This window comes from Nocardia nova NBRC 15556 (assembly GCF_001613005.1).
GTDB lineage: Bacteria > Actinomycetota > Actinomycetes > Mycobacteriales > Mycobacteriaceae > Nocardia > Nocardia nova.
Genome location: NZ_BDBN01000122.1, coordinates 1 through 20,225, shown reverse-complemented (window position 1 = coordinate 20,225; position 20,225 = coordinate 1). Strand labels below are relative to the sequence as shown.

General features: G+C 68.7%; 16 protein-coding genes and 2 pseudogenes. 12 read left to right on the top strand and 6 right to left on the bottom strand.

Annotation, left to right across the window (positions count from 1 at the left end; translation table 11 throughout):
* A pseudogene (locus NN2_RS32840) lies at positions 1 to 385 on the bottom strand (hypothetical protein); the annotation flags it as partial.
* Between the two features lie 3 nt (positions 386 to 388).
* A complete protein-coding gene (locus tag NN2_RS32835; protein ID WP_030513950.1) occupies positions 389 to 712 on the bottom strand; it encodes a type VII secretion target in 324 nt (107 codons plus the stop codon).
* A 175-nt stretch (positions 713 to 887) separates the two neighbouring features.
* Here NN2_RS32835 and NN2_RS32830 point away from each other — a divergent pair, with 175 nt between their 5' ends.
* The 4 genes from NN2_RS32830 to NN2_RS32815 all read left to right on the top strand — a co-directional run bounded on the left by NN2_RS32830 (position 888) and on the right by NN2_RS32815 (position 6,214).
* The gene (locus NN2_RS32830) at positions 888 to 1,880 is read left to right on the top strand and encodes an NAD-dependent epimerase/dehydratase family protein (RefSeq protein WP_063018875.1); all 993 of its coding nucleotides are present in this window, start codon (positions 888 to 890) and stop codon (positions 1,878 to 1,880) included.
* Positions 1,881 to 1,970: 90 nt separating this feature from the next.
* Positions 1,971 to 3,014, top strand: coding sequence for an Rv2578c family radical SAM protein (locus NN2_RS32825; RefSeq protein WP_063018873.1), 1,044 nt, complete (start codon positions 1,971 to 1,973; stop codon positions 3,012 to 3,014).
* Positions 3,015 to 3,185: 171 nt separating this feature from the next.
* Positions 3,186 to 5,138 (top strand): 2-oxoacid:acceptor oxidoreductase subunit alpha, encoded by a 1,953-nt coding sequence (locus tag NN2_RS32820; RefSeq protein WP_063018871.1) that lies wholly within the window; start codon positions 3,186 to 3,188, stop codon positions 5,136 to 5,138.
* Positions 5,135 to 6,214, top strand: a complete 1,080-nt coding sequence (locus tag NN2_RS32815) for a 2-oxoacid:ferredoxin oxidoreductase subunit beta (protein WP_063018869.1) — start codon at positions 5,135 to 5,137, stop codon at positions 6,212 to 6,214. The genes NN2_RS32820 and NN2_RS32815 overlap by 4 nt, the downstream gene beginning before the upstream one ends.
* Before the next feature lie 15 nt (positions 6,215 to 6,229).
* On the opposite strand, the gene NN2_RS32810 is transcribed toward NN2_RS32815, so the two are convergent.
* On the bottom strand, positions 6,230 to 6,778 hold the full coding sequence (locus NN2_RS32810) for a hypothetical protein (RefSeq protein WP_063018867.1): 549 nt from the start codon (positions 6,776 to 6,778) through the stop codon (positions 6,230 to 6,232).
* A gap of 98 nt (positions 6,779 to 6,876) precedes the next feature.
* Entirely contained in the window at positions 6,877 to 7,776 is a 900-nt protein-coding gene (gene ypfJ, locus NN2_RS32805; protein ID WP_030513956.1) for a KPN_02809 family neutral zinc metallopeptidase, read from the bottom strand.
* 306 nt (positions 7,777 to 8,082) lie between these two features.
* On the opposite strand from ypfJ, the gene aspS reads away from it, so the two are divergent.
* Both aspS and NN2_RS32795 read left to right on the top strand, forming a co-directional pair.
* Positions 8,083 to 9,867, top strand: coding sequence for an aspartate--tRNA ligase (gene aspS, locus NN2_RS32800; RefSeq protein ID WP_063018883.1), 1,785 nt, complete (start codon positions 8,083 to 8,085; stop codon positions 9,865 to 9,867).
* Positions 9,868 to 10,005: 138 nt separating this feature from the next.
* Positions 10,006 to 10,980 carry a DUF389 domain-containing protein gene (locus tag NN2_RS32795; RefSeq protein WP_063018865.1) on the top strand — a complete coding sequence of 325 codons (975 nt, stop codon included), beginning with the start codon at positions 10,006 to 10,008 and terminating at the stop codon, positions 10,978 to 10,980.
* Between the two features lie 13 nt (positions 10,981 to 10,993).
* Here the strand turns inward: NN2_RS32795 and NN2_RS32790 are convergent, their stop codons facing one another.
* Positions 10,994 to 12,061 carry a DUF2189 domain-containing protein gene (locus NN2_RS32790; RefSeq protein ID WP_063018863.1) on the bottom strand — a complete coding sequence of 356 codons (1,068 nt, stop codon included), beginning with the start codon at positions 12,059 to 12,061 and terminating at the stop codon, positions 10,994 to 10,996.
* Between the two features lie 249 nt (positions 12,062 to 12,310).
* On the opposite strand from NN2_RS32790, the gene NN2_RS32785 reads away from it, so the two are divergent.
* On the top strand, positions 12,311 to 13,480 hold the full coding sequence (locus tag NN2_RS32785; protein ID WP_030513960.1) for a phosphotransferase family protein: 1,170 nt from the start codon (positions 12,311 to 12,313) through the stop codon (positions 13,478 to 13,480).
* Between the two features lies 1 nt (position 13,481).
* Here the strand turns inward: NN2_RS32785 and NN2_RS32780 are convergent, their stop codons facing one another.
* Positions 13,482 to 14,441 (bottom strand): TauD/TfdA dioxygenase family protein, encoded by a 960-nt coding sequence (locus NN2_RS32780; RefSeq protein ID WP_082857443.1) that lies wholly within the window; start codon positions 14,439 to 14,441, stop codon positions 13,482 to 13,484.
* A gap of 67 nt (positions 14,442 to 14,508) precedes the next feature.
* On the opposite strand from NN2_RS32780, the gene NN2_RS32775 reads away from it, so the two are divergent.
* The 5 genes and pseudogenes from NN2_RS32775 to NN2_RS38095 form a co-directional block, all read left to right on the top strand.
* Positions 14,509 to 15,099, top strand: a complete 591-nt coding sequence (locus NN2_RS32775; RefSeq protein ID WP_030513962.1) for a helix-turn-helix domain-containing protein — start codon at positions 14,509 to 14,511, stop codon at positions 15,097 to 15,099.
* A 29-nt stretch (positions 15,100 to 15,128) separates the two neighbouring features.
* A complete protein-coding gene (locus tag NN2_RS32770; protein ID WP_082857442.1) occupies positions 15,129 to 16,481 on the top strand; it encodes a replication-associated recombination protein A in 1,353 nt (450 codons plus the stop codon).
* Between the two features lie 63 nt (positions 16,482 to 16,544).
* Complete coding sequence (gene alaS, locus NN2_RS32765) at positions 16,545 to 19,211, top strand: alanine--tRNA ligase (RefSeq protein ID WP_063018861.1); 2,667 nt, start codon at positions 16,545 to 16,547, stop codon at positions 19,209 to 19,211.
* On the top strand, positions 19,211 to 19,819 hold the full coding sequence (gene ruvX, locus NN2_RS32760) for a Holliday junction resolvase RuvX (protein ID WP_082857441.1): 609 nt from the start codon (positions 19,211 to 19,213) through the stop codon (positions 19,817 to 19,819). Before alaS ends, ruvX begins: the two co-directional genes overlap by 1 nt.
* A pseudogene (locus NN2_RS38095) lies at positions 19,812 to 20,225 on the top strand (hypothetical protein); the annotation flags it as partial. The gene ruvX and the pseudogene NN2_RS38095, both read left to right, overlap by 8 nt.

Here is a 20,225-nt window from a genome sequence, read left to right as displayed (position 1 = left end):
CGAGCGCTCCGGCGGCCTGATGCAGCGCCTCGTGGCCCGCGCCGAGCAGCGGCGACGCGGCGTCGCCCAGCACACCGGTATGGGCGTCGCCGGCATCGGGGGTGCCGGAACCTCCGCCGGGCAGGTGCGGAGCGCCGACTCCGTGGGAACCGTTGTCCTCGAACTCTTTCCGTGCGGTGGTGAAGGCCGGCGCCGATGCGGGCGGCGTATCCGGCGGCAGCTGCGGCAGCGGGATATCGGTGATCGGGCCCTGCTGTGCGGCCGAGGCCAGCACGGGATCCGGGGTGGATACCGGTGCGGCGGGCGCGATCGGTGAGGTGTCGGCGGCGGGTGCGGCCGGGGCGGCGATGACGCCGGAGTCTGTTCCGGAACCGATGGTGTGCACCGATCAGCCTCCGATCGCGTTGCCGATGGCGCCCAGGGCGCCGGCGGCGGCTCCGTCGTTGTCGCCGAGGATCGCGACGGTGCCGAATGCGGACTGCCCCAAGTGATTACATTTGGCCGACAGGTCGTTGACATCGCTGCAATGCAGTACCTGCGCGGCGGCGAACATCGCCAGATAGTCGGCGCCGATGAGCCCGAAAACGGGCGTCATCGCGGCTACATGCGTCGCGGTGTCCATATCGGCCGCTCCCGCGATTTCGGTTCCGATGCTCTGATGTGTCGCCCCGAACGCGCTGATCGCGCTCTGGTCGGCGGTGAGATCGCTCATCGAACTGCCCCCCAATCATCGTTGGTCAACTGAGTCGTCAACGTCGAACAAGCCTCGCGACCGGGCGTCGACCGGAGGCTGGGCTGGGCTCAATATAACCGACCCGGCCGACGCGATTCGAGTCCGACAAACTAGAACATGTTGCAAATTAGAACGGGTTCTATATTCTCGTCGCATGAAGGTCGCAGTCACCGGCGCAGCCGGCTTCCTTGGCACGAATCTGCTCCACCAGCTGGTGGAGCGCGGTCACGAGGTGACCGCCATCGACCGGGTAAGGCCCTCCGGCGCAACGGATCCGAGTGTGACCTGGGTGAGTGGCGACGTGCTGGATCCGGTGTCGATGCGTTCGGCACTGGCCGGGGCCGAGGTGGTCTACCACCTCGTCGCCGTGATCACCCTCGCGCATCGCAACGATCTGGCCTGGCGGGTGAACACCGAGGGAGTGCGGGTGGTGGCCGAAGCGGCACTCGCCGTCGGCGCCCGGCGCATGGTGCACGCGAGTTCGATCCACGCGTTCGATCAGTACACCTGCGGCGGCCGCATCGACGAGAACGCGCCGCGCTCGGTCGATCCGGGGTTGCCGGTCTACGACCGCTCCAAATTCCAGGGCGAGGTCGAATTGCGCGCGGTCGTCGACCAGGGTCTCGACGCCGTGATCTGCAATCCGACCGGTGTCTACGGCCCGGTCGACCACTCCGACTCCAGGATCAACACGACGCTGTGGGACGCCGCGCGCGGCCGGGTGCCGGTGATGATCGGCGGCGGATTCGATCTGGTCGACGTGCGTGACGTCGCCACCGGCCTGATTCTCGCGGGCGAGCGCGGGCGTACCGGCGAGAACTATCTGCTCTCGGGCGCGATGGTGACGATGCTCGAGGTCACCCAGCTCGCCGCCCAGGTCAACGGAAAGCGGGGCCCGCGCTTCGCCATCCCGGCCAAGGTGATCTCCGGTGCGCTGCCCGTGCTGGAACCGATCGGGAAGATGCTGGGCAGCGATCGGGTGTCGCGGGCGGCGATGGGCGCATTGCTGTCGGCACCCGTGATCGACGGAACCAAGGCGCGGACCGAACTCGGATACCTGCCCCGGCCGACCGAGGAAACCGTGCGTGACCTGGTGGCTTTCTATAAGGGTGAGTCCGTGCGCACGGTCGCGAGCAGTATGGCCTGAGATCGTTGCGGGGTCGGCGCCGCGGCGTGCGCGGGGTGCGTCCGCGGCGCGGTCCTTGACATCGTATCGAACGGGTGTTCGACTTGATGGGTGCGATGGCAGAACCAGAACCCGGCAGCCGACGACGGCGCGCTTCCAGGGCTGGAGCGTGCCGGTTTCGTCCGCAGCGTGCAGACGCCGGAATTCGAGGGCGTCACCTTTCACGAGGTGCTGTGCAAGAGCGCGCTGAACAAGGTGCCGCAGCGTTCGGCGGTGCCGTTCGAATGGACGATCAATCCGATGCGCGGCTGTTCACACGCTTGCAGATACTGCTTCGCCCGGCCCACCCACGAATATCTGGACCTGGACGCCGGCCGTGATTTCGACACCCAGATCGTGGTCAAGACGAATGTGGCCGCGGTGCTGCGCCAGGAACTGCGCCGTCGCTCGTGGCGGCGCGAGCCGGTCGCGCTGGGCACCAATACCGATCCCTATCAACGGGCCGAGGGGCGCTATCGCTTGATGCCGGGGATCATCGCCGCCCTCACCGACGCGGGTACGCCGTTCTCGATTCTCACCAAGGGCACGTTGTTGCGGCGGGACCTGCCGCTGCTCGTGCAATCGGCCCAGGTGGTCCCGGTGAGTCTGGCGGTGTCGATCGCGACGGTCGATGAAGAACTGCACCGCGCGGTCGAGCCGGGTACGCCCGGCCCGCGGGCGCGGTTGGAACTGGTGCGCGCGCTGGCCGAGGCCGGATTCGACGTGAACGTGATGGTGGCCCCCGTCATTCCGTACCTCACCGACGACGTCGCCCACCTGGACCGGTTGCTCGGCGCGATCGCGGCGTCCGGCGGGGCGCGGGCCACCGTGCTGCCCATGCATCTGCGCGGCAGTACCCGGGGCTGGTTCCTGCAGTGGCTGGCCGAACATCACCCGGCGCTCCTGCGGCGATACCGGCAGTTGTACGGTCGTGGGGCGTACGTCACACCGGAGTATTCTGCGTGGTTACGGCAGCGGGTGGACCCGCTGCTCACCCGGTATCGGCTCGACCGGCACCGGGAACGACCGGCACGGGGCCGGGCCGCGGGCCCCTCCGAGCCGGGCGATGACATACAGGCAGTACGGTCCGACCCGCAGTTGGCGTTGTTCGGTTGATCGCTCCGCCGGATACCGGCGGACCCACCGGCCCCTGGGGGCCCGGCCGCGTGCGGCCGAAATTCGTTGTACCGCATGCTCGCCGGGTTGTTCGTTCCACGGATTCTCCGGCGAGCCGCGGAGTAACTTGGCGTGTGGTACCTCATCCCTACGAGGAAGTGATGCAGGCGCATGGTGTCGAATCAGGGCGTTGACGGCCCCACCGGCAGCGAAAAATTGGAGAAGGTCGTCATCCGCTTCGCCGGTGATTCCGGCGACGGTATGCAGCTGACCGGAGACCGATTCACCCACGAGGCGGCCGCCTTCGGCAACGACCTCGCCACCCAGCCGAACTTTCCGGCCGAGATCCGAGCACCCCAGGGCACGCTCCCCGGGGTGTCGTCGTTCCAGATCCAGATCGCCGACTACGACATTCTCACCGCGGGCGATCAGCCCGACGTACTGGTCGCCATGAACCCGGCCGCGCTGAAGGCGAACGTCGACGATCTCGCACGGGGCGCGACGGTCATCGTCAATACCGACGAGTTCACCAAACGCACCCTCGCGAAGGTCGGCTACGAGCGAGATCCGCTGACCGACGACAGCCTCGGTGACTTCGTGGTGCACCGGGTGCCGATGACGTCGCTGACACTGGCCGCCACCGAACCGGCCGGAGTCGGCAAGAAGGACGGCCAGCGCGCGAAGAACATGTTCGCCCTGGGGCTGCTGTCGTGGATGTACGGCCGGCCGCTCGGCGGTACCGAGGCCTTCATGCGCGAGAAGTTCGCCGCCACGCCGGAAATCGGCGAGGCGAACGTGCTGGCGTTCCGGGCCGGCTGGAACTACGGCGAAACGACCGAAACCTTCGCCACCACATACGAAGTCGCGCCCGCCGCGTTGCCGCCGGGGACCTACCGGCAGGTCACGGGCAATACCGCCCTGGCCTACGGCGTGATCGCGGCCGGGCAGCTGTCCGGGCTACCGGTATTCCTGGGCACCTATCCGATCACGCCGGCCTCCGACATCCTGCACGAGCTGAGCAAGCACAAGAACTTCGGCGTCACCACCTTCCAGGCCGAGGACGAGATCGCGGGAATCGGTGCGGCACTGGGAGCTTCGATCGGCGGCGCACTCGGCGTGACCAGCACCTCGGGTCCCGGGCTGGCGCTCAAGAGCGAGACCATCGGGCTGGCGGTGATGACGGAACTGCCGCTGGTGATCATCGACGTCCAGCGCGGCGGGCCCTCGACCGGTCTGCCCACCAAGACCGAACAAGCCGATCTGCTGCAGGCGCTGTACGGGCGCAACGGCGAATCGCCCGTCGCCGTCGTGGCTCCCCGCTCACCGGCGGACTGTTTCGCCGCCGCGGTGGACGCGGCGCGGATCGCGCTCACCTATCGCACTCCGGTGCTGCTGCTGTCCGACGGCGCCATCGCCAACGGATCCGAACCCTGGTCGATTCCGCGGGTGTCCGACCTCGAGCCGATCGACCCGGCATTCGAGCCACCGGTGGACGACGGCGCCGCGGCCGGGGCACCGTTCCAGCCCTACGCGCGCGACCCGGAAACCCTCGCCAGGCCGCTGGCCAGGCCCGGCACCGGCGGCCTGGCCCACCGGATCGGTGGGCTGGAGAAGGCGGACGGCAGTGGCAACATCTCCTACGATCCGGCCAACCACGAACTGATGGTTCGCCTGCGTCAGGCGAAGATCGACGGCATCGCGGTGCCCGATCTCGAGGTCGACGACCCCGAGGGCACCGCCGAATTGCTGCTGATCGGCTGGGGCAGTTCCTACGGCCCGATCGGTGAGGCGTGCCGGCGGGCGCGCCGCCGCGGCGTGCCGGTCGCGCAAGCACATCTGCGGCACCTCAATCCGCTCCCCGCCAATACCGGCGACGTGTTGCGGCGCTATCGCCGGGTGGTGGCGCCGGAGATGAACGGCGGCCAGCTCGCGCTGCTGCTGCGCGGCAAATACCTGGTCGACGTGCAGCCGTGGACGAAGGTGGCCGGGACCGCCTTCTCCGCCCAGGAGCTGGTCGGCGTCATCGACGCGGCACTGGACGGATCCATCGGCGAGCTGGAACAGAACAAGGCCTTCGATGCCCGGGCCCGGGCGACCTACCGCACGACAGGGGGATACCGATGACCATCCTCGACACCTCGCTCATCGGCGCCGATCTCGGCCTGACCGGCGTGTCCGGAGTACCCGGCGCCGAGGGGCCGCAGAAGGTCAAGGACTTCACGTCCGATCAGGAGGTGCGCTGGTGCCCGGGATGCGGTGACTACGTCATTCTCGCGACCGTCCGCGGCTTCCTCGCCGAGCTGGGTCTGCGGCGGGAAAACCTGATGTTCGTCTCGGGAATCGGATGTTCCAGCCGATTCCCGTACTACCTGGACGCCTACGGCATCCACTCCATCCACGGTCGCGCCCCGGCCATCGCCACCGGACTCGCGGTGACCAGGCCGGATCTGTCGGTCTGGGTGGTCACCGGTGACGGCGACGCCCTCTCGATCGGCGGCAATCACCTGATCCACGCGCTGCGCCGCAACGTGAACATGACGATCCTGCTGTTCAACAACCGGATCTACGGCCTGACCAAGGGCCAGTACTCACCGACCTCCGAATTGGGGAAGGTGACCAAGTCGACGCCGCTCGGTTCGATCGACCATCCGTTCAACACATTGTCGGTGGCGCTGGGAGCGGAGGCGAGTTTCGCCGCGCGCGCCCTCGACTCCGATCGCGCCGGCCTCACCGAGGTGCTGCGCGCCGCGGCCGAACACCGCGGGACCTCGTTCGTGGAGATCCTCCAGGATTGCCCGATCTTCAACGACGGCTCCTTCGACGCGCTGCGCCGCGACAACGCCGAATCGCACCTCATCCGCTTGCGGCACGGGGAACCGATCCGCTTCGGCGCCGACGGTGAATTCGCGGTGGTGCGCAACGGTTTCGGGCTCGAGGTCGTCGCGACCGCGGAGGTTGCCGAGAGCGAGATCGTGGTGCACGACGCCCACTGCGAACGATCCGAATACGCCTATGCGCTCTCGCGGTTGACCTCCCAGGACCTGACTCACGTCCCGACCGGCATCTTCCGCGACGTCACCCGCCCCACCTACGACGACGGGGTCCGTGCGCAAACCGCGATGGCCGTCGAGCGCAAACCGATTGGGCCGCAGTCGCTTCAGGACCTGTTGAACGGCAGAGAAACCTGGACGGTCGGCTGAGCCGGCCGGGCCGGCTCAGCGGTCGGCGACGAAGGCGTCGACCAATTTCTTGCACAGGTCCGCGAAACGGCTGCGGTCGGCCTTCTGTGCGTCGGTGAGTCCGTCGGTGCCGCCGGGGGAGTACACCACCAGATGCACATCCTGGTCGGGTGTGGCTCCCAGGAAGTCGAGCAGGGTGGATCCGCCGTTGCCGTCCTTGGGCATGCCCAGATCCGCTGCCGCCAGCTTCTTGGCGTCCTCGGCGGCGGCGTGGACGGCGTCGAGGGAGACATGTCCGTTGCGCTGCCGCGGTGCCTTGTCGGCCGGACGATCCGGATCGGCGGCGTCGGGGCTGTCGACCGCATGCCCGTCGGAATAGACGAGCAGGGTCGGGACCGGGGTCACCCCGGCGTGCTCCCCGCCCGGGATCGTGGTCAGAGCCACCGACAGTCCGGCCGCGGGTTCGTCGGCCACGGCGGTCATCGCGCCGCCGGCGATCGTCAGCGCCGCGGCGCATACCGCCACGGCCGCCCGCACACCCGGCAATCCTCGTCTCGCACCGCCGAATTCCCGCACAATGTTCACTTCTGCCCTCCACCCGTCTCGGTCTCGCCGACCATTGTGAACCGCACCGCTACCGACATCCGAGCGACCCGCCCGCTCGAAGAGCTGGCCGCCCACGCTCAGCGCAGGGCCGGCGGATTGTTCAGATCCGCTGCCGAGAAGGTGTCACACGCCGCGACCTGGCCGTTCCGGTAGCCGGTCAGGAACCATTTCTGCCGTTCGGTGGATGAACCGTGCGTCCATCCTTCCGGATTCACCCGCCCGGTGGCGGCCTTCTGGATCCGATCGTCGCCGACCGCCGCCGCGGCGGAGAGCGCGTCTTGGATATCGTTGTCGGACAACGGCTTCAGCAGCGGCTGGGATCCGCCGGGCGCCGGTGTCTTGTCCGCGTAGCTCGCCCACAGGCCCGCGTAGCAATCGGCCTGCAATTCCAGGCGAACCGATCCCGAGTCGGGGCCTTTGGGATCGCGCTGGGCACGGCCGCTGTCGCCCAGCAGGTTCTGGATGTGGTGCCCGAACTCGTGCGCCACCACGTACTCCTCGGCCAGCGGACCACCCGCCGCACCGAACTTGTCCCGCAGCTCCTGGAAGAACCCGGTATCGAAATAGGCCTTGCGGTCCGCCGGGCAGTAGAAGGGTCCGACAGCGCTGGTCGCATTGCCGCATCGAGTGTTGACCGAGCCGGTGAACAGCGTCACACCGGGCTTCGTGTATTGCACCCGGGTCTGACGCGGCAGCACCCCGCCCCAGACGCCGTCGAGACTCTGCGCGGTCAGCACCACCCGGCACTGCGCATACCGGTTCGCGTCACCGTTGGTTTTGCAAACGGAGGTGTCGACACCACCGGTCTGCGTTCCCGATGTTCCGCTGCCGAGCAGATTGCCCGGATTCACGCCGAACAGCACCGCCAGAATCAGCACGATCAGGCCACCGCCACCGCCCAGGGCGAGTTTGGGACCCATTCCGCCTCCGGTGGAGACCCGGTCCGGATCGATATCCATACCTTCGTTGAAGGTCATCGTTGCTGCTCCTGTGGATCGAGTGGGCTGCTCGGCGCTCGGTCAGCCGAAACAACCTTTACAGCTTTGCATGAGCGCCCGCGGCTCGAGGGCCGAGTGGCTTTCGTGTCCGCCGAGTGCCCCGACGGCGAACCCCGCGGGCGCGACGGCGGATCCGCGGGTGTCCGCCGTCGGGGCCGAGGCGTGCGCGACCCGGCGGGACGCGGGAGCCGGATATCGGTTTCCGTCCGCCGAACCTGTCTCACTACCATGGGGGCGCACCAGGTCATCCCGCGCCCGGTGCACCGTGTCGTCGAAAGGAATCCCGTGCTGCGCACCCACTTGGCTGGTTCGCTGCGAAGCGAGCACGCCGGTCTGACCGTCACCCTCACCGGCTGGGTGGCCCGGCGGCGAGACCACGGTGGCGTGATCTTCATCGATCTGCGCGATGCGTCGGGGGTCGCGCAGGTGGTCTTCCGCGAGGGTGAGCCGGCCGAGCAGGCCCACAGGCTGCGCGCGGAGTACTGCGTGCGGGTCACCGGTGTGGTCGAGGCGCGTCCGGACGGCAGTGAGAACCCGAACCTGCCCACGGGTGCGATCGAGGTGAACGTCACCGAACTCGAGGTGCTCAACGAGGCCGCGCCGCTGCCGTTCCAGCTCGACGATCAGCCCGGTGAGGAGGCGCGCCTGAAGTATCGCTACCTCGATCTGCGCCGCGAGGGCCCCGCCCACGCCATCCGGCTGCGGTCGAAGGTCAACGCCGCGGCCCGCGAGGTGCTGGCCCAGCACGCGTTCGTCGAGGTCGAGACTCCGACGATGACGCGGTCCACCCCCGAGGGCGCGCGTGACTTCGTGGTGCCCGCACGCCTGCAGCCCGGCAAGTTCTACGCCCTGCCGCAGAGCCCGCAGCTGTTCAAGCAGTTGCTGATGGTCTCCGGTGTGGAGCGCTACTACCAGATCGCCCGCTGCTACCGCGACGAGGATTTCCGCGCCGACCGCCAGCCCGAGTTCACCCAGCTCGACCTGGAGATGAGCTTCGTGACGCAGGAGGATGTGATCCTGCTGTCCGAGGACATCCTGGTCGCGCTGTGGAAGCTGATCGGCCACGAGATTCCGACCCCCATTCCGCACATGACCTACGCCGAGTCGATGCGCCGCTACGGCACCGACAAGCCCGACCTGCGCTTCGGCATCGAGATCACCGAATGTGCCGAGTACTTCAAGGACACGCCCTTCCGGGTCTTCCAGGCGCCGTATGTCGGCGCGGTGGTGATGCCGGGTGGGGCCAGCCAGCCGCGGCGCCAGCTCGACGCCTGGCAGGAGTGGGCCAAGCAGCGCGGGGCCAAGGGCCTGGCCTACATCCTGGTCGGCGAAGACGGCACTCTCGGCGGCCCGGTCGCCAAGAACCTGTCCGACGCCGAACGCGAGGGACTGGCAAAGCACGTCGGTGCCGCGCCGGGCGACTGCATCTTCTTCGGCGCCGGAGAGGAGAAGTCGAGCCGGGCGCTGCTGGGCGCGGCGCGTGGCGAGATCGCGCGCAAGTGCGGCCTGATCGACGAGGACGCCTGGGCGTTCGTGTGGATCGTGGACGCGCCGATGTTCGAACCCGCCGCCGACGCCACCGCGAGCGGTGATGTGGCCCTTGGGCATTCGGCCTGGACCGCGGTGCACCATGCGTTCACCTCGCCGAAGCCGGAGTCCATCGACACCTTCGACACCGATCCCGGCTCGGCGCTGGCCTACGCCTACGACATCGTCTGCAACGGCAACGAGATCGGCGGCGGCAGCATCCGCATCCATCGCCGCGACGTGCAGGAGCGGGTGTTCGAGGTCATGGGCATCAGCCACGACGAGGCGCAGGAGAAATTCGGATTCCTGTTGGACGCCTTCGCTTTCGGCGCGCCGCCGCACGGTGGTATCGCCTTCGGCTGGGACCGCATCACCGCACTGCTGGCCGGAGTGGATTCGATCCGCGAGGTCATCGCGTTCCCGAAGTCCGGCGGCGGTGTGGACCCGCTGACCGACGCGCCGGCCCCGATCACCGCGCAGCAGCGCAAGGAAGCCGGGCTCGACGTGGTGCTCGACGAGCACGGCAAGCCGAAGACCACGTAGGTCCGATCCGCGAACCGCTTCGATCCGAACCCGTGAGCGCCGCCGTGGTTGGGGGCAGCCGCGGCCGCGCACCGGTTAGTCTGCAGATCGTCCGGCGCCACTCGGTGCCGGACGATCTGCAGACGACAGGGGATTGAGGTGCTGCACCTGCGGGCGGTGTGCCCACCGGAGTCGACCGACGCCGCGGTGACCGCGCTGCGGTCCGAGCCCGGCGCCACGCTCATCACCGTGCAGCGCGGCGCCTCGGTCGAACCGCCCGGTGATCTCGTCCAAGCCGATATCGCGCGCGAGTCCGCCAACGACGTGCTGGCCGGTCTGCGCGGGCTGGGCATCAACGACTACGGCGGCATCATGCTCTCCCCGGTGGAAACGGTGCTGTCGACCCCGGCCGACCGCGCGGTCGAGGCGGCGCCGGGCGATCCGTCGGATGCGATCGTCTGGGAGGAGCTGCTCGCCCAGACCCACGAGGAATCGACGCTCAGCCCCACATTCCTGTCGTTCATCACGATCGCGTGCCTGCTGGCCGTCGTCGGTGTGGCCACCGATTCGCCGGTGACGGTCGTCGGCGCCATGGTGGTCGGCCCCGAGTTCGGGCCGCTGGCCGCCATCGCGGTCGCGGTGGTGCGCAGGAACTTTCGCCTCGCCCGCCGCTCGATCCTGGCCTTGCTGATCGGCTTCCCGGTGGCGATGGGGATCGCGGCACTGGCCTCACTGGTGGGGGAACAGTTCGGCTGGATCACCGTCGATCGCATCCACGCCATCCGCAACGTGGACTTCATCTACGAGGTGGGGCCGTTTTCACTGGTGGTGGCGCTGCTCGCGGGTGCGGCGGGGATGATGTCGCTGGTGACCGCGAAGTCGGCGGCGCTGGTCGGGGTGTTCATCTCGGTGACGACGATTCCGGCCGCGGGTTTCGCCGCGGTCGCCGCCACCGTCGGCGAATGGCACAAGGCCTTCGAGTCGATCGGCCAGCTGGGCGTGAACATGGTCGGCATCGTCGTGGCGGGCATCATCGTGCTGCAACTGCGTCCCCACCACGGGCACGCGCTGGGCCCGCCACGTCCGAAGCGGCTGAATGTGCTGGCGCGCTGGTGGTCCGGCGACGACCGCTGAGCCGGCGGCCGGCTCAGGCGATCAATCCGCCGGTGAGCATCCGGTAGGAGTAGGTGACCGCGATAACAGTGAGCGGTCCCACCACCAGCAGGCCGATGCCGCACAGTGCGGTGGCGACGATGGTCAGCGCGGCGACGGTCAGGGCCAGCAGCAGCGTCGGGACGAAATTCGAGACCACCAGTTGCACACTGGCTTTGATCGCGCTGAACGGATCGAGGTCCTGGTCGATGACGTAGTGCAGCGAGAACATGCACAGATAGCCGACGATGAGTGCCGGCAGGATGCACAACACCGCGCCGACGCAGGCCGCCACGAAGACGAGCAGCGCGGCGATCAGCACGTTGCCGGCGTTGACGAAGCCGAAGAACGAGGCGAAATCCGGTGGTGTGCCGTCGGTTTCGTACAACGCGCCGCGAATCATCGCCGCCTGCAGCAGCCAGACCACGACCGCCGCGAGCAAGCCGATCAGCATCACCGGCATCAGCGAGTTCATATGCGTGACGTTCACCACCACCGTCACCATCAGATAGGCGACGAATCCGACGAGCGTGATCGCGACCCAGGGAATCGGATTGGCGCGGAAGCGATCCCACGCGAAGCTGAGCGCCCGGCCGATATTGAGACCCGGTGCCGCGGCGTAGCCCGGTCCGCCGGGGTATCCCTGCGGCGCGCCGTAACCGGGCGTGCCCTGTGGCGGCATGCCGTTATCCGGTGCGCCCCAGGTCGGATCGGCGGGCGGCGGATAGGCGCCCGGCGGGACGCTGCCGGGCGGACCGTAGGTGGGCCCGGGCTGTCCCTGTGCTCCGGACGCCACCGGGGGCACCCCGCCCGGAGTGACCGGCGGCGGCTCGCCCGGCGCCCCGCCGTACCGGGAGGCGCCGTACTGCGGGGCCCCGGTGCCCTCGAACTGCGGATATCCCGTGGCTCCGGCCATTTCGGGCCCGCCCGGCGTTGCGGGATGTTCGCCTGTCCCGGCGCCGGGTCGTCCTGGACCGGTGGGATGCTGCCCGGGCCGGCTCTCCGGTCGCCGTTCACCGCCTTCGCCGGTGTCGCGGGGTGCGGACTGCGGGGAGTCGGTCATCGTCGGACCTTTCGAATCACCTGGGTTCTGGTGCGGCACACTGCAGTTGAGATTTCGACACAACCGGACACGGCCGGGCGTGTCAAGCGACGGGCCGCGGTATCCGGCCGGATCCGCGACCCGGCCGACGATGAGCGTAATGAGCATCTCGGTCCGGTCGCAGCCGCTCGGCGGGGACACGCCGACGACGCGCGAAAGGTTGCCGAACCGCTCGCTGAAAGTGACCTGGAGCGAGTAACTTGGTTGGCGATGACCGCACTATTGGCCGAACGCGCCGCCGAAGTCGTGTCCGCGGCACAACAGTTGCTCACGAAGCGCATGGGTGCTGCGGTGAAGCTGAGCGATCCCATCGAACTCAGCGGCAGTGGCAGGACGACGGTGCTGCGCGTACGCGTAGCGGAGAACTCGTTCTCACTTCCCCGTACCCTGATCGTCAAGCAGGTCCGTGGCGCCGCCCAGGAGCGCCGGATCGGTGGTTTGGCACCCGGGGTCGCGAGTATCGATTCGGCGTTTCTGCGTGAGGCGGTGTCCTATCAGTTCACCACCGCGCTCAGCAGCGAGCACCGTCCCGGCGCCTATCTGCTGGCGCACAGCCTGCCGGATCGGCTGCTGATCCTCAGCGATCTGGGCGAGAACATGTCGCTCACCTCGGTGCTGCAAACCGGCGCCGAACCCGCCACCCGCAACGCTCAGATGGCGTTCGCGCAGGCATTGGGCCGCATGCACGCCGCAACGGTCGGCCGGGAGGCCGATTTCGTGGCGCTGCTGCGGCGGGTGGAGGTGGTGCACCGCGTCGACGGGATCGCCCAGCAGGCCGAGGCCGCGATCGGTGAGGTCCCCGGAATGCTGGCCCGTGAGGTCGGCATCGACGTGCCGGGCGAGATCGCGGAGCGCATCGTGCGGGGCAATCGCCTCTTCTCCGCGGGCCGCTTCCGCGCGTTCAGCCCCTCCGACCTGTGCCCCGACAACGTGATCCTCAACGACGAGGGCGCTCGGTTCCTCGACTACGAATGGGGCGGTTTCCGCGACGCCACGCTCGATATCGCCTACGCGCTGGTGTCGTTCCCCGGCTGCCTGTGCGACTTCGAACTCTCCCGCGAGCGGGCGCATCAGATGGTCGAGGCCTGGCGCTCGGAGGTCGTGGGCGTGTGGCCGGCCCTCGCCGACGACGATCTGCTCGCCGAACGCATCCTCGAGGCCCGGCTCATCTGGGTCTGGCTGACGACGTTCTGGTTCCTGCCCGCCGATCACACCCGCATCGCGGCGGCCCGCGAACACGGACTGTCGGTGCCGCGCTCGGCCGCCCTGATCAATCGCTGGGCCGCCCTCGCCGAGGATGCGCGCTGCACCGGCGACGACACGCTCGGCGACTTCGCCGAGCATGTCTCCGCCACCCTCGAGGAACTCTGGGAGGAGTGACTCAGCGGGCCGGGCGCGGCCCGACGATCGAGGCTCGTTCCATGATCCGGGTCTGCGGCCAATAGTCGCTGGCGGCGTAGTGCTGCACGGCCCGGTTGTCCCAGAAGGCGACGGTGTCGGGCTCCCAGTGCAGCCGCACCTGGTGTTCGGGATAGTCGGCCTGGCGGCAGAGCCGGTCCAGCAACTCGCGGCTCGCCTCGGGATCCATGCCGTCGATGCGGTCCACGAAGATCCGGTTGACGTAGAGGTGGCGGCGTCCGGTCGCCTCGTGCGTGCACACCACCGGGTGGCTGACCGGCGGATGCTGTGCTCGCATCGCCTCCTGCGCTTCGGTCGTCTGCCCGCGGCCGAATGCCCGGGTGTAGTCGTGGGTCGCGGTGAGGTCGTCGATCTCGGCGCGGGTGGCGGCATCGAGCGCCTCGTAGGCGGCGTACATATCCGAGAACAGGGTGTCGCCGCCGATCGCGGGAACGGCGACGGCGTGCAGGATCGCACCCATGGACGGCTGCGGCCGCCACGTCACGTCGTGATGCCAGATGTTCTCGACCCCCGCGATGGTCGGCGTCTTCTCGAAGCGGACCAGTTCCGGCTGTTCGGTGTTGGACGGAATGAACGGATGCACCTCGAGCGTGCCGAAGCGCGCCGCGAACGCGACATGCTGCCCGGCGGTCAGCGGCTGATCGCGGAAGAACAGCACCTTGTACTCGTGCAGTGCCCGGCGCAGTTCCGCGATCACCTCCGCGGGCAGCTCCCCGGCCAGGTCCACGCCGCTGATCTCCGCGCCGAGGGTGACGCCGGCCTGCCGCGCGTCGAAATGCTGCCAGCGCAGCGCGGCCAGTCGGTCACGCTCGGCGACCAGATGGGTGAACGGGCCCGCGATCAGCGGAAATTCGGGCAGTGGGAACGAGCTCACGCCGTAGTGGGCGACCGGTTCGGTCTCCGCGGCGGTGGTGTGCGTCATGGCGTTTCCTTCGGCGATCGGGCGACTGTAGTCAATTGACTACACCGGTATTCGCTACTGTAGCCCGATGTCCGAGAACCCGCCATCGACTCCGCGTCGCGACGACTCCGGCGCCGGACCGGTCGGTCGTGCGGCGGTCGTCGCGGCGGTCACGGAGGCCGCCGCCGACCTGTTCGCCGAGCGCGGCCCGGCCGCGACCTCGATCCGGGATATCGCCGACCGTGCGGGGGTGAACCACGGCCTGGTGTTCCGGCATCTCGGTGCGAAGGACAAGTTGGTCGGAGCCGTGCTGAGCTATCTCGGCGAACAATCGGGCGCACTGGCCGCCGCCGGGCAGCTCACCGCCACCGATCCCCGGCTGCGCCGGCATCTGACCGTGCTGGCCCGCTGCATCCTGGACGGCTATCCGGTCGGTGAGCTGCAAGAACAGTTCCCGGTGATGGCGATGCTGATCGAGAACCTGCGGCCGCAGATGGACAGCGACCGCGCCGCCGGACTGGCGGTGGCACATCTGGCCGCGTTCGCCATGGGCTGGCAACTGCTCGAGCCGTTCCTGCGCAGCGCCGCGGGCCTGCGCGAGCTGACCGACGCCGAACTGCGCGCGTCGATCGAGGCGCAGGCCGCGCGGATTCTGCGTCCCGACCCCACCTCGTCCTGAATGTCGGTGCTCATCGGTACCGTCGAGGCGTGAGCGAAGGGTTGTTCGAGGCGCCGGAGGTGGAGGAGTCGTCTGAGTCGTCCGGCATATCCACCGCACTACCGCCGGCGGGCCGGATGTCCCCGCTGGCGGTGCGCATGCGGCCGGCGAGCCTGGACGAGGTGGTCGGTCAGCAACATCTGCTCGGCCCCGGATCACCGCTGCGCCGGCTGATCGAAGGATCCGGCGCGGCGTCGGTGCTGCTCTACGGCCCGCCCGGGACAGGCAAGACGACGTTGGCCGCCCTCATCTCGACCGCCACCGGCCGTCGCTTCGAGGCGCTGTCGGCGTTGTCGGCGGGCGTGAAGGAAGTGCGGGCGGTCATCGAGCTGGCGCGACGGCGGCTGCTCGCGGGGGAGCAGACCGTGCTGTTCATCGACGAGGTGCACCGGTTCTCGAAAACTCAGCAGGACGCCCTGCTGGCCGCGGTGGAGAACCGGGTGGTGCTGCTGGTCGGGGCGACGACGGAGAACCCGTCTTTCTCGGTGGTGTCGCCGCTGCTGTCGCGATCGCTGGTGCTGCAGCTGAAGTCGTTGTCGGACAACGATATTCGCACCGTGCTGCGTCGCGCGATCGACGACGAGCGAGGCTTGGCCGGGCAGTACACCGTCACCGAGGCGGCGCTCGACCACATCGTCCGCATCGCCGGCGGCGACGCGCGCCGATCGCTCACCGCCCTGGAGGCCTCGGCGGAATCGTCGCTCGACGGCACGGTGGACGTGGATCTGGTCGAGGCCAGTGTCGACAAGGCCGCGGTGCGCTACGACCGTGCCGGCGACCAGCACTACGACGTGATCAGCGCGTTCATCAAATCGCTGCGCGGGTCGGATGTCGACGCGGCGCTGCACTATCTGGCCCGGATGATCAGCGCGGGGGAGGATCCGCGCTTCATCGCGCGGCGATTGATGATCCAGGCGTCCGAGGACGTCGGCATGGCCGACCCCACCGCCCTGCAGACCGCGGTCGCCGCCGCGCAGGTGGTCCAGCTGGTCGGTATGCCGGAGGCGCAGCTGGCGCTCGCGCACGCGACCATCCACGTCGCCACCGCACCCAAATCGGGTGCGGTCGCGGCGGCGATCGGCGCGGCCATGTCCGACATCGCGGCGGGTAAGGCGGGCACGGTGCCGCCCCACCTGCGCGACGGGCATTACGCGGGCGCGGCGAAACTCGGCAACGCGCAGGGCTACAAATATCCGCACGACCACCCGGACGGGATCCTCGCGCAGCAGTACCCGCCCGACGAACTGGTCGGCGCCGACTACTACACCGCGACCGATCACGGCTACGAGCGCGAGATCGGGCCGCGGGTCACCAAGTTGCGCCGCATCGTCCGAGGTCGCTGAGCCGGGTGCGCGCCGCACGACCGCTGAAAACCGGCTGGACCGCGCCCGGTAGGCTGGATATTCGTGCAGACCCACGAGATCCGACGGCGTTTCCTGGACCACTTCGTCCGTGCCGGCCACACCGAGGTACCGAGTGCCTCGTTGATCCTGCCGGACCCGAACCTGCTGTTCGTCAATGCGGGCATGGTGCAGTTCAAGCCGTATTTCCTGGGCCAGGAGGCGCCGCCGTTCTCGCGCGCGACCAGCGTGCAGAAGTGCGTGCGCACCGGCGATATCGAAGAGGTGGGCGTCACCACCCGCCACAACACGTTCTTCCAGATGGCGGGCAACTTCTCCTTCGGTGACTACTTCAAGGAAGGCGCGATCACCTTCGCCTGGGAGCTGATCAGCAGATCTCAGGAAGAAGGCGGATTCGGCTTCGATCCGGAGCGGATCTGGGTCACCGCCTACGAGAGTGATCCCGAGGCCGCCGAGATCTGGCATCGCGTCGCCGGAATCCCGAAGGAGCGCATCCAGTTCCGCGACGGCAAGGACAACTACTGGGATATGGGCGTGCCGGGTCCCGGCGGGCCGTGCTCGGAGATCTACTACGACCGCGGGCCGGAATACGGCGCCGAGGGCGGCCCGGTCGCCGACGAGGATCGCTACCTCGAGATCTGGAATCTCGTGTTCATGCAGGACATCCGCGGCGAGCAGAGCCCCAAGCTGGGCTATCCGCCGGTCGGATCGCTGCCGAAGAAGAACATCGACACCGGCATGGGCATCGAACGCGTGGCGATGCTGCTGCAGGGCGTGGACAACGTCTACGAAACCGATCTGCTGCGCCCCATCATCTCCAAGGCCGAGGAGTTGACCGGCAAGAGCTACGGCGTCGAACACGCCGACGATGTGCGCTTCCGGGTCATCGCCGACCATGCCCGCACCTCGGCGATGCTGATCGCCGACGGCGTCAATCCCGGCAACGACGGCCGCGGCTACGTGCTGCGCCGGCTGCTGCGCCGGATCGTGCGCTCGGCCCGGCTGCTGGGTGCCGAGAAGCCGGTGATCGGCGAATTCATGAAGGTCGTCAGCGAGCTGATGTCGCCCTCGTACCCGGAACTGGCCACCGATTTCACCCGCATCGAGACCGTCGCCGTCGGTGAGGAGACCGCCTTCCTCAAGACGCTGAGCACCGGGTCGAAGCTGTTCGACGACGCGGTCGCCGAGGTGAAGGCCACCGGTGGGCGCACGATCGCGGGCAGTGAGGCGTTCACCCTGCACGACACCTACGGTTTCCCGATCGATCTGACCCTGGAGATGGCCGCCGAGGCCGGGCTCGAGGTCGACGAGTCGGGCTTCCGCACGCTCATGGCCGAGCAACGGCAGCGAGCCAAGGACGATGCGCAGGCGCGCAAGCACGCCCACGCCGATCTGTCGATCTACAAGGAACTGGTCGACCGCGGCGCCACCGAATTCACCGGCTTCGACGAGCTCGCCACCGAGGCGCGGGTTCTCGCCCTCATCGCCGAGGGTGTCCGGGTCCCCACCGCGACCGCCGGGCAGGACGTCGAGGTCATCCTCGATCGCAGTCCCCTCTATGCCGAATCCGGTGGTCAGATCGCCGACCGCGGCACCCTCACGGCGTCGGGCACGGAGTTGCGCGTCAACGACGTGCAGAAGATCGCCAAGAAGCTGTGGGTGCACAAGACCACCGTCGAACGCGGTCGGATCACCGAGGGCGATGCCGTCCTCGCCCAGGTCGATCCGGCGTGGCGGCGTGGCGCCACCCAGGGACACTCCGGCACGCACATGGTGCATGCCGCGCTGCGGCAGGTGCTGGGCCCGAACGCCGTGCAGGCCGGTTCGCTGAACAAGCCCGGCTATCTGCGCTTCGACTTCAACTGGCAGGGCCAGCTGTCCGAGTCGCAGAAGGCCGACATCGAGGCCGTGTCCAACGATGCGGTGGGCTCGGACTTCCCGGTGAACACCTTCGTCACCGATCTGCCCAAGGCCAAGGCGATGGGCGCGCTGGCGCTGTTCGGCGAGAACTACGGGTCCGAGGTGCGCGTCGTCGAGATCGGCGGGCCGTTCTCGATGGAACTGTGCGGCGGTACCCACGTCGAACACTCGTCGCAGATCGGGCCGATCACACTACTCGGCGAATCGTCGGTCGGTTCCGGCGTGCGCCGCGTGGAGGCTTTCGTCGGGCTGGATTCCTACAAGTACCTGGCCAAGGAGCGAGCCCTGCTGGCCGGTGTGGCCGCCTCGCTCAAGGTGCCCTCCGAAGATGTGCCGGCTCGGGTCGAGCAACTGGTGGAACGGTTGAAGGTCGCCGAGAAGGAACTCGAGCGCACCAAGGCCGCGGCCGTGCTCTCGCAGGCGGGTGCGTACGTCGAGCAGGCGCAGCGGGTCGGCGAGGTGCTGCTGGTCGCGGCCGCCGCCCCCAAGGGTGTCGGCGCGGGCGATCTGCGGACCCTGGCCACCGATATCCGCGGCCGATTCGGCAGCGAGCCGGCGGTGGTCGTTCTGCTCGGCAATGCCGACGGCAAGGTGCCGTTCGTGGTCGCGGTGAACAAGCCCGCCCAGGAGCTCGGCGTCAAGGCCGGTGAGCTGGTCGGCAGTTTCGGCCCGAGTATCGCGGGCCGCGGCGGCGGTAAGCCGGAGATGGCGCAGGGCGCCGGCTCCGACCCGTCCGGTATCGAGGCCGGCCTGGCCGGCGTGCGCGCACGGGTGGCCGAGATCGCCGCCTGATGGACCATTCCGAGAATTCGGAGCCTTCGGAACCGGAGCCGTCCCGATCGGGGGCGGCTCCGGAAGCCGGGGCCGCCCGGCCGGACGACATCCCGGCCGAACGCCCCGACGCGCGGACCGATCCCGGCCGCGGCCGGCGGATCGGCATCGACGTGGGGACCGTGCGCATCGGAGTCGCCGCGAGTGACCCGGACGGGATTCTGGCGACCCCGGTGGAGACGGTGCCGACCGTCAAGGGTGGAAAACGCGGTCCGGCAACCGATCTGCTCCGGGTAGCCGAGATTGTGCGGGAATACGAAGCGGTCGAGGTAATCGTCGGTCTACCACGGACATTACGGGGGGCCAGCGGCTCGTCGGCACAGCTGGCCGCCCGGTTCGCGCGACGTTTGCGGAACATGATTCCTGGTGTGCCGATACGACTTTCCGACGAACGTTTGACTACGGTGTCAGCTGCACGTGCATTGCGGGACAGTGGAGTTCGCGCGCGCGGCCGGCGGCAGGTGATCGACCAGGCGGCCGCCGTGTCGATCCTGCAAGGGTGGTTGGACGAACGGAGTGCGGTGTTGAACTCGGCCGGTGCAGACGAGGCCAGGTGGTCGGATGAGTGACCGCTGGTCGCGGGCCGGAGAACGCTCGCGCCGGCGCGCCGACGAGCAGCAGCGGCGCTACCGGCGTGGTGGTGCGCATCGCAGCGCCACCGACGAGTGGGACGACTACGAGGACGACGACACCGCCGTCATCCCGCGCTACGTCGACGAGGACGAGCCGGCCGCGCACTACGCCGACACCGCCGCCGGGTACGGCGCTCGCTATGACCACGAGCTCGCCGGCGCCGGATACGCAGATCCCGACTACCCCGACCCCGACTACGCCGAACCGGGGTACGAGCGGACCGGCGGCAGCGGCCATCGGTATCGCCGCGACGAGTACGACTCCGAAACCGATATCGAACCGATCGCCGACGACGAGCCGGAACCCGCGCCCGCGGCCGCCAGGCGCGGCGCCCGGGCGAGC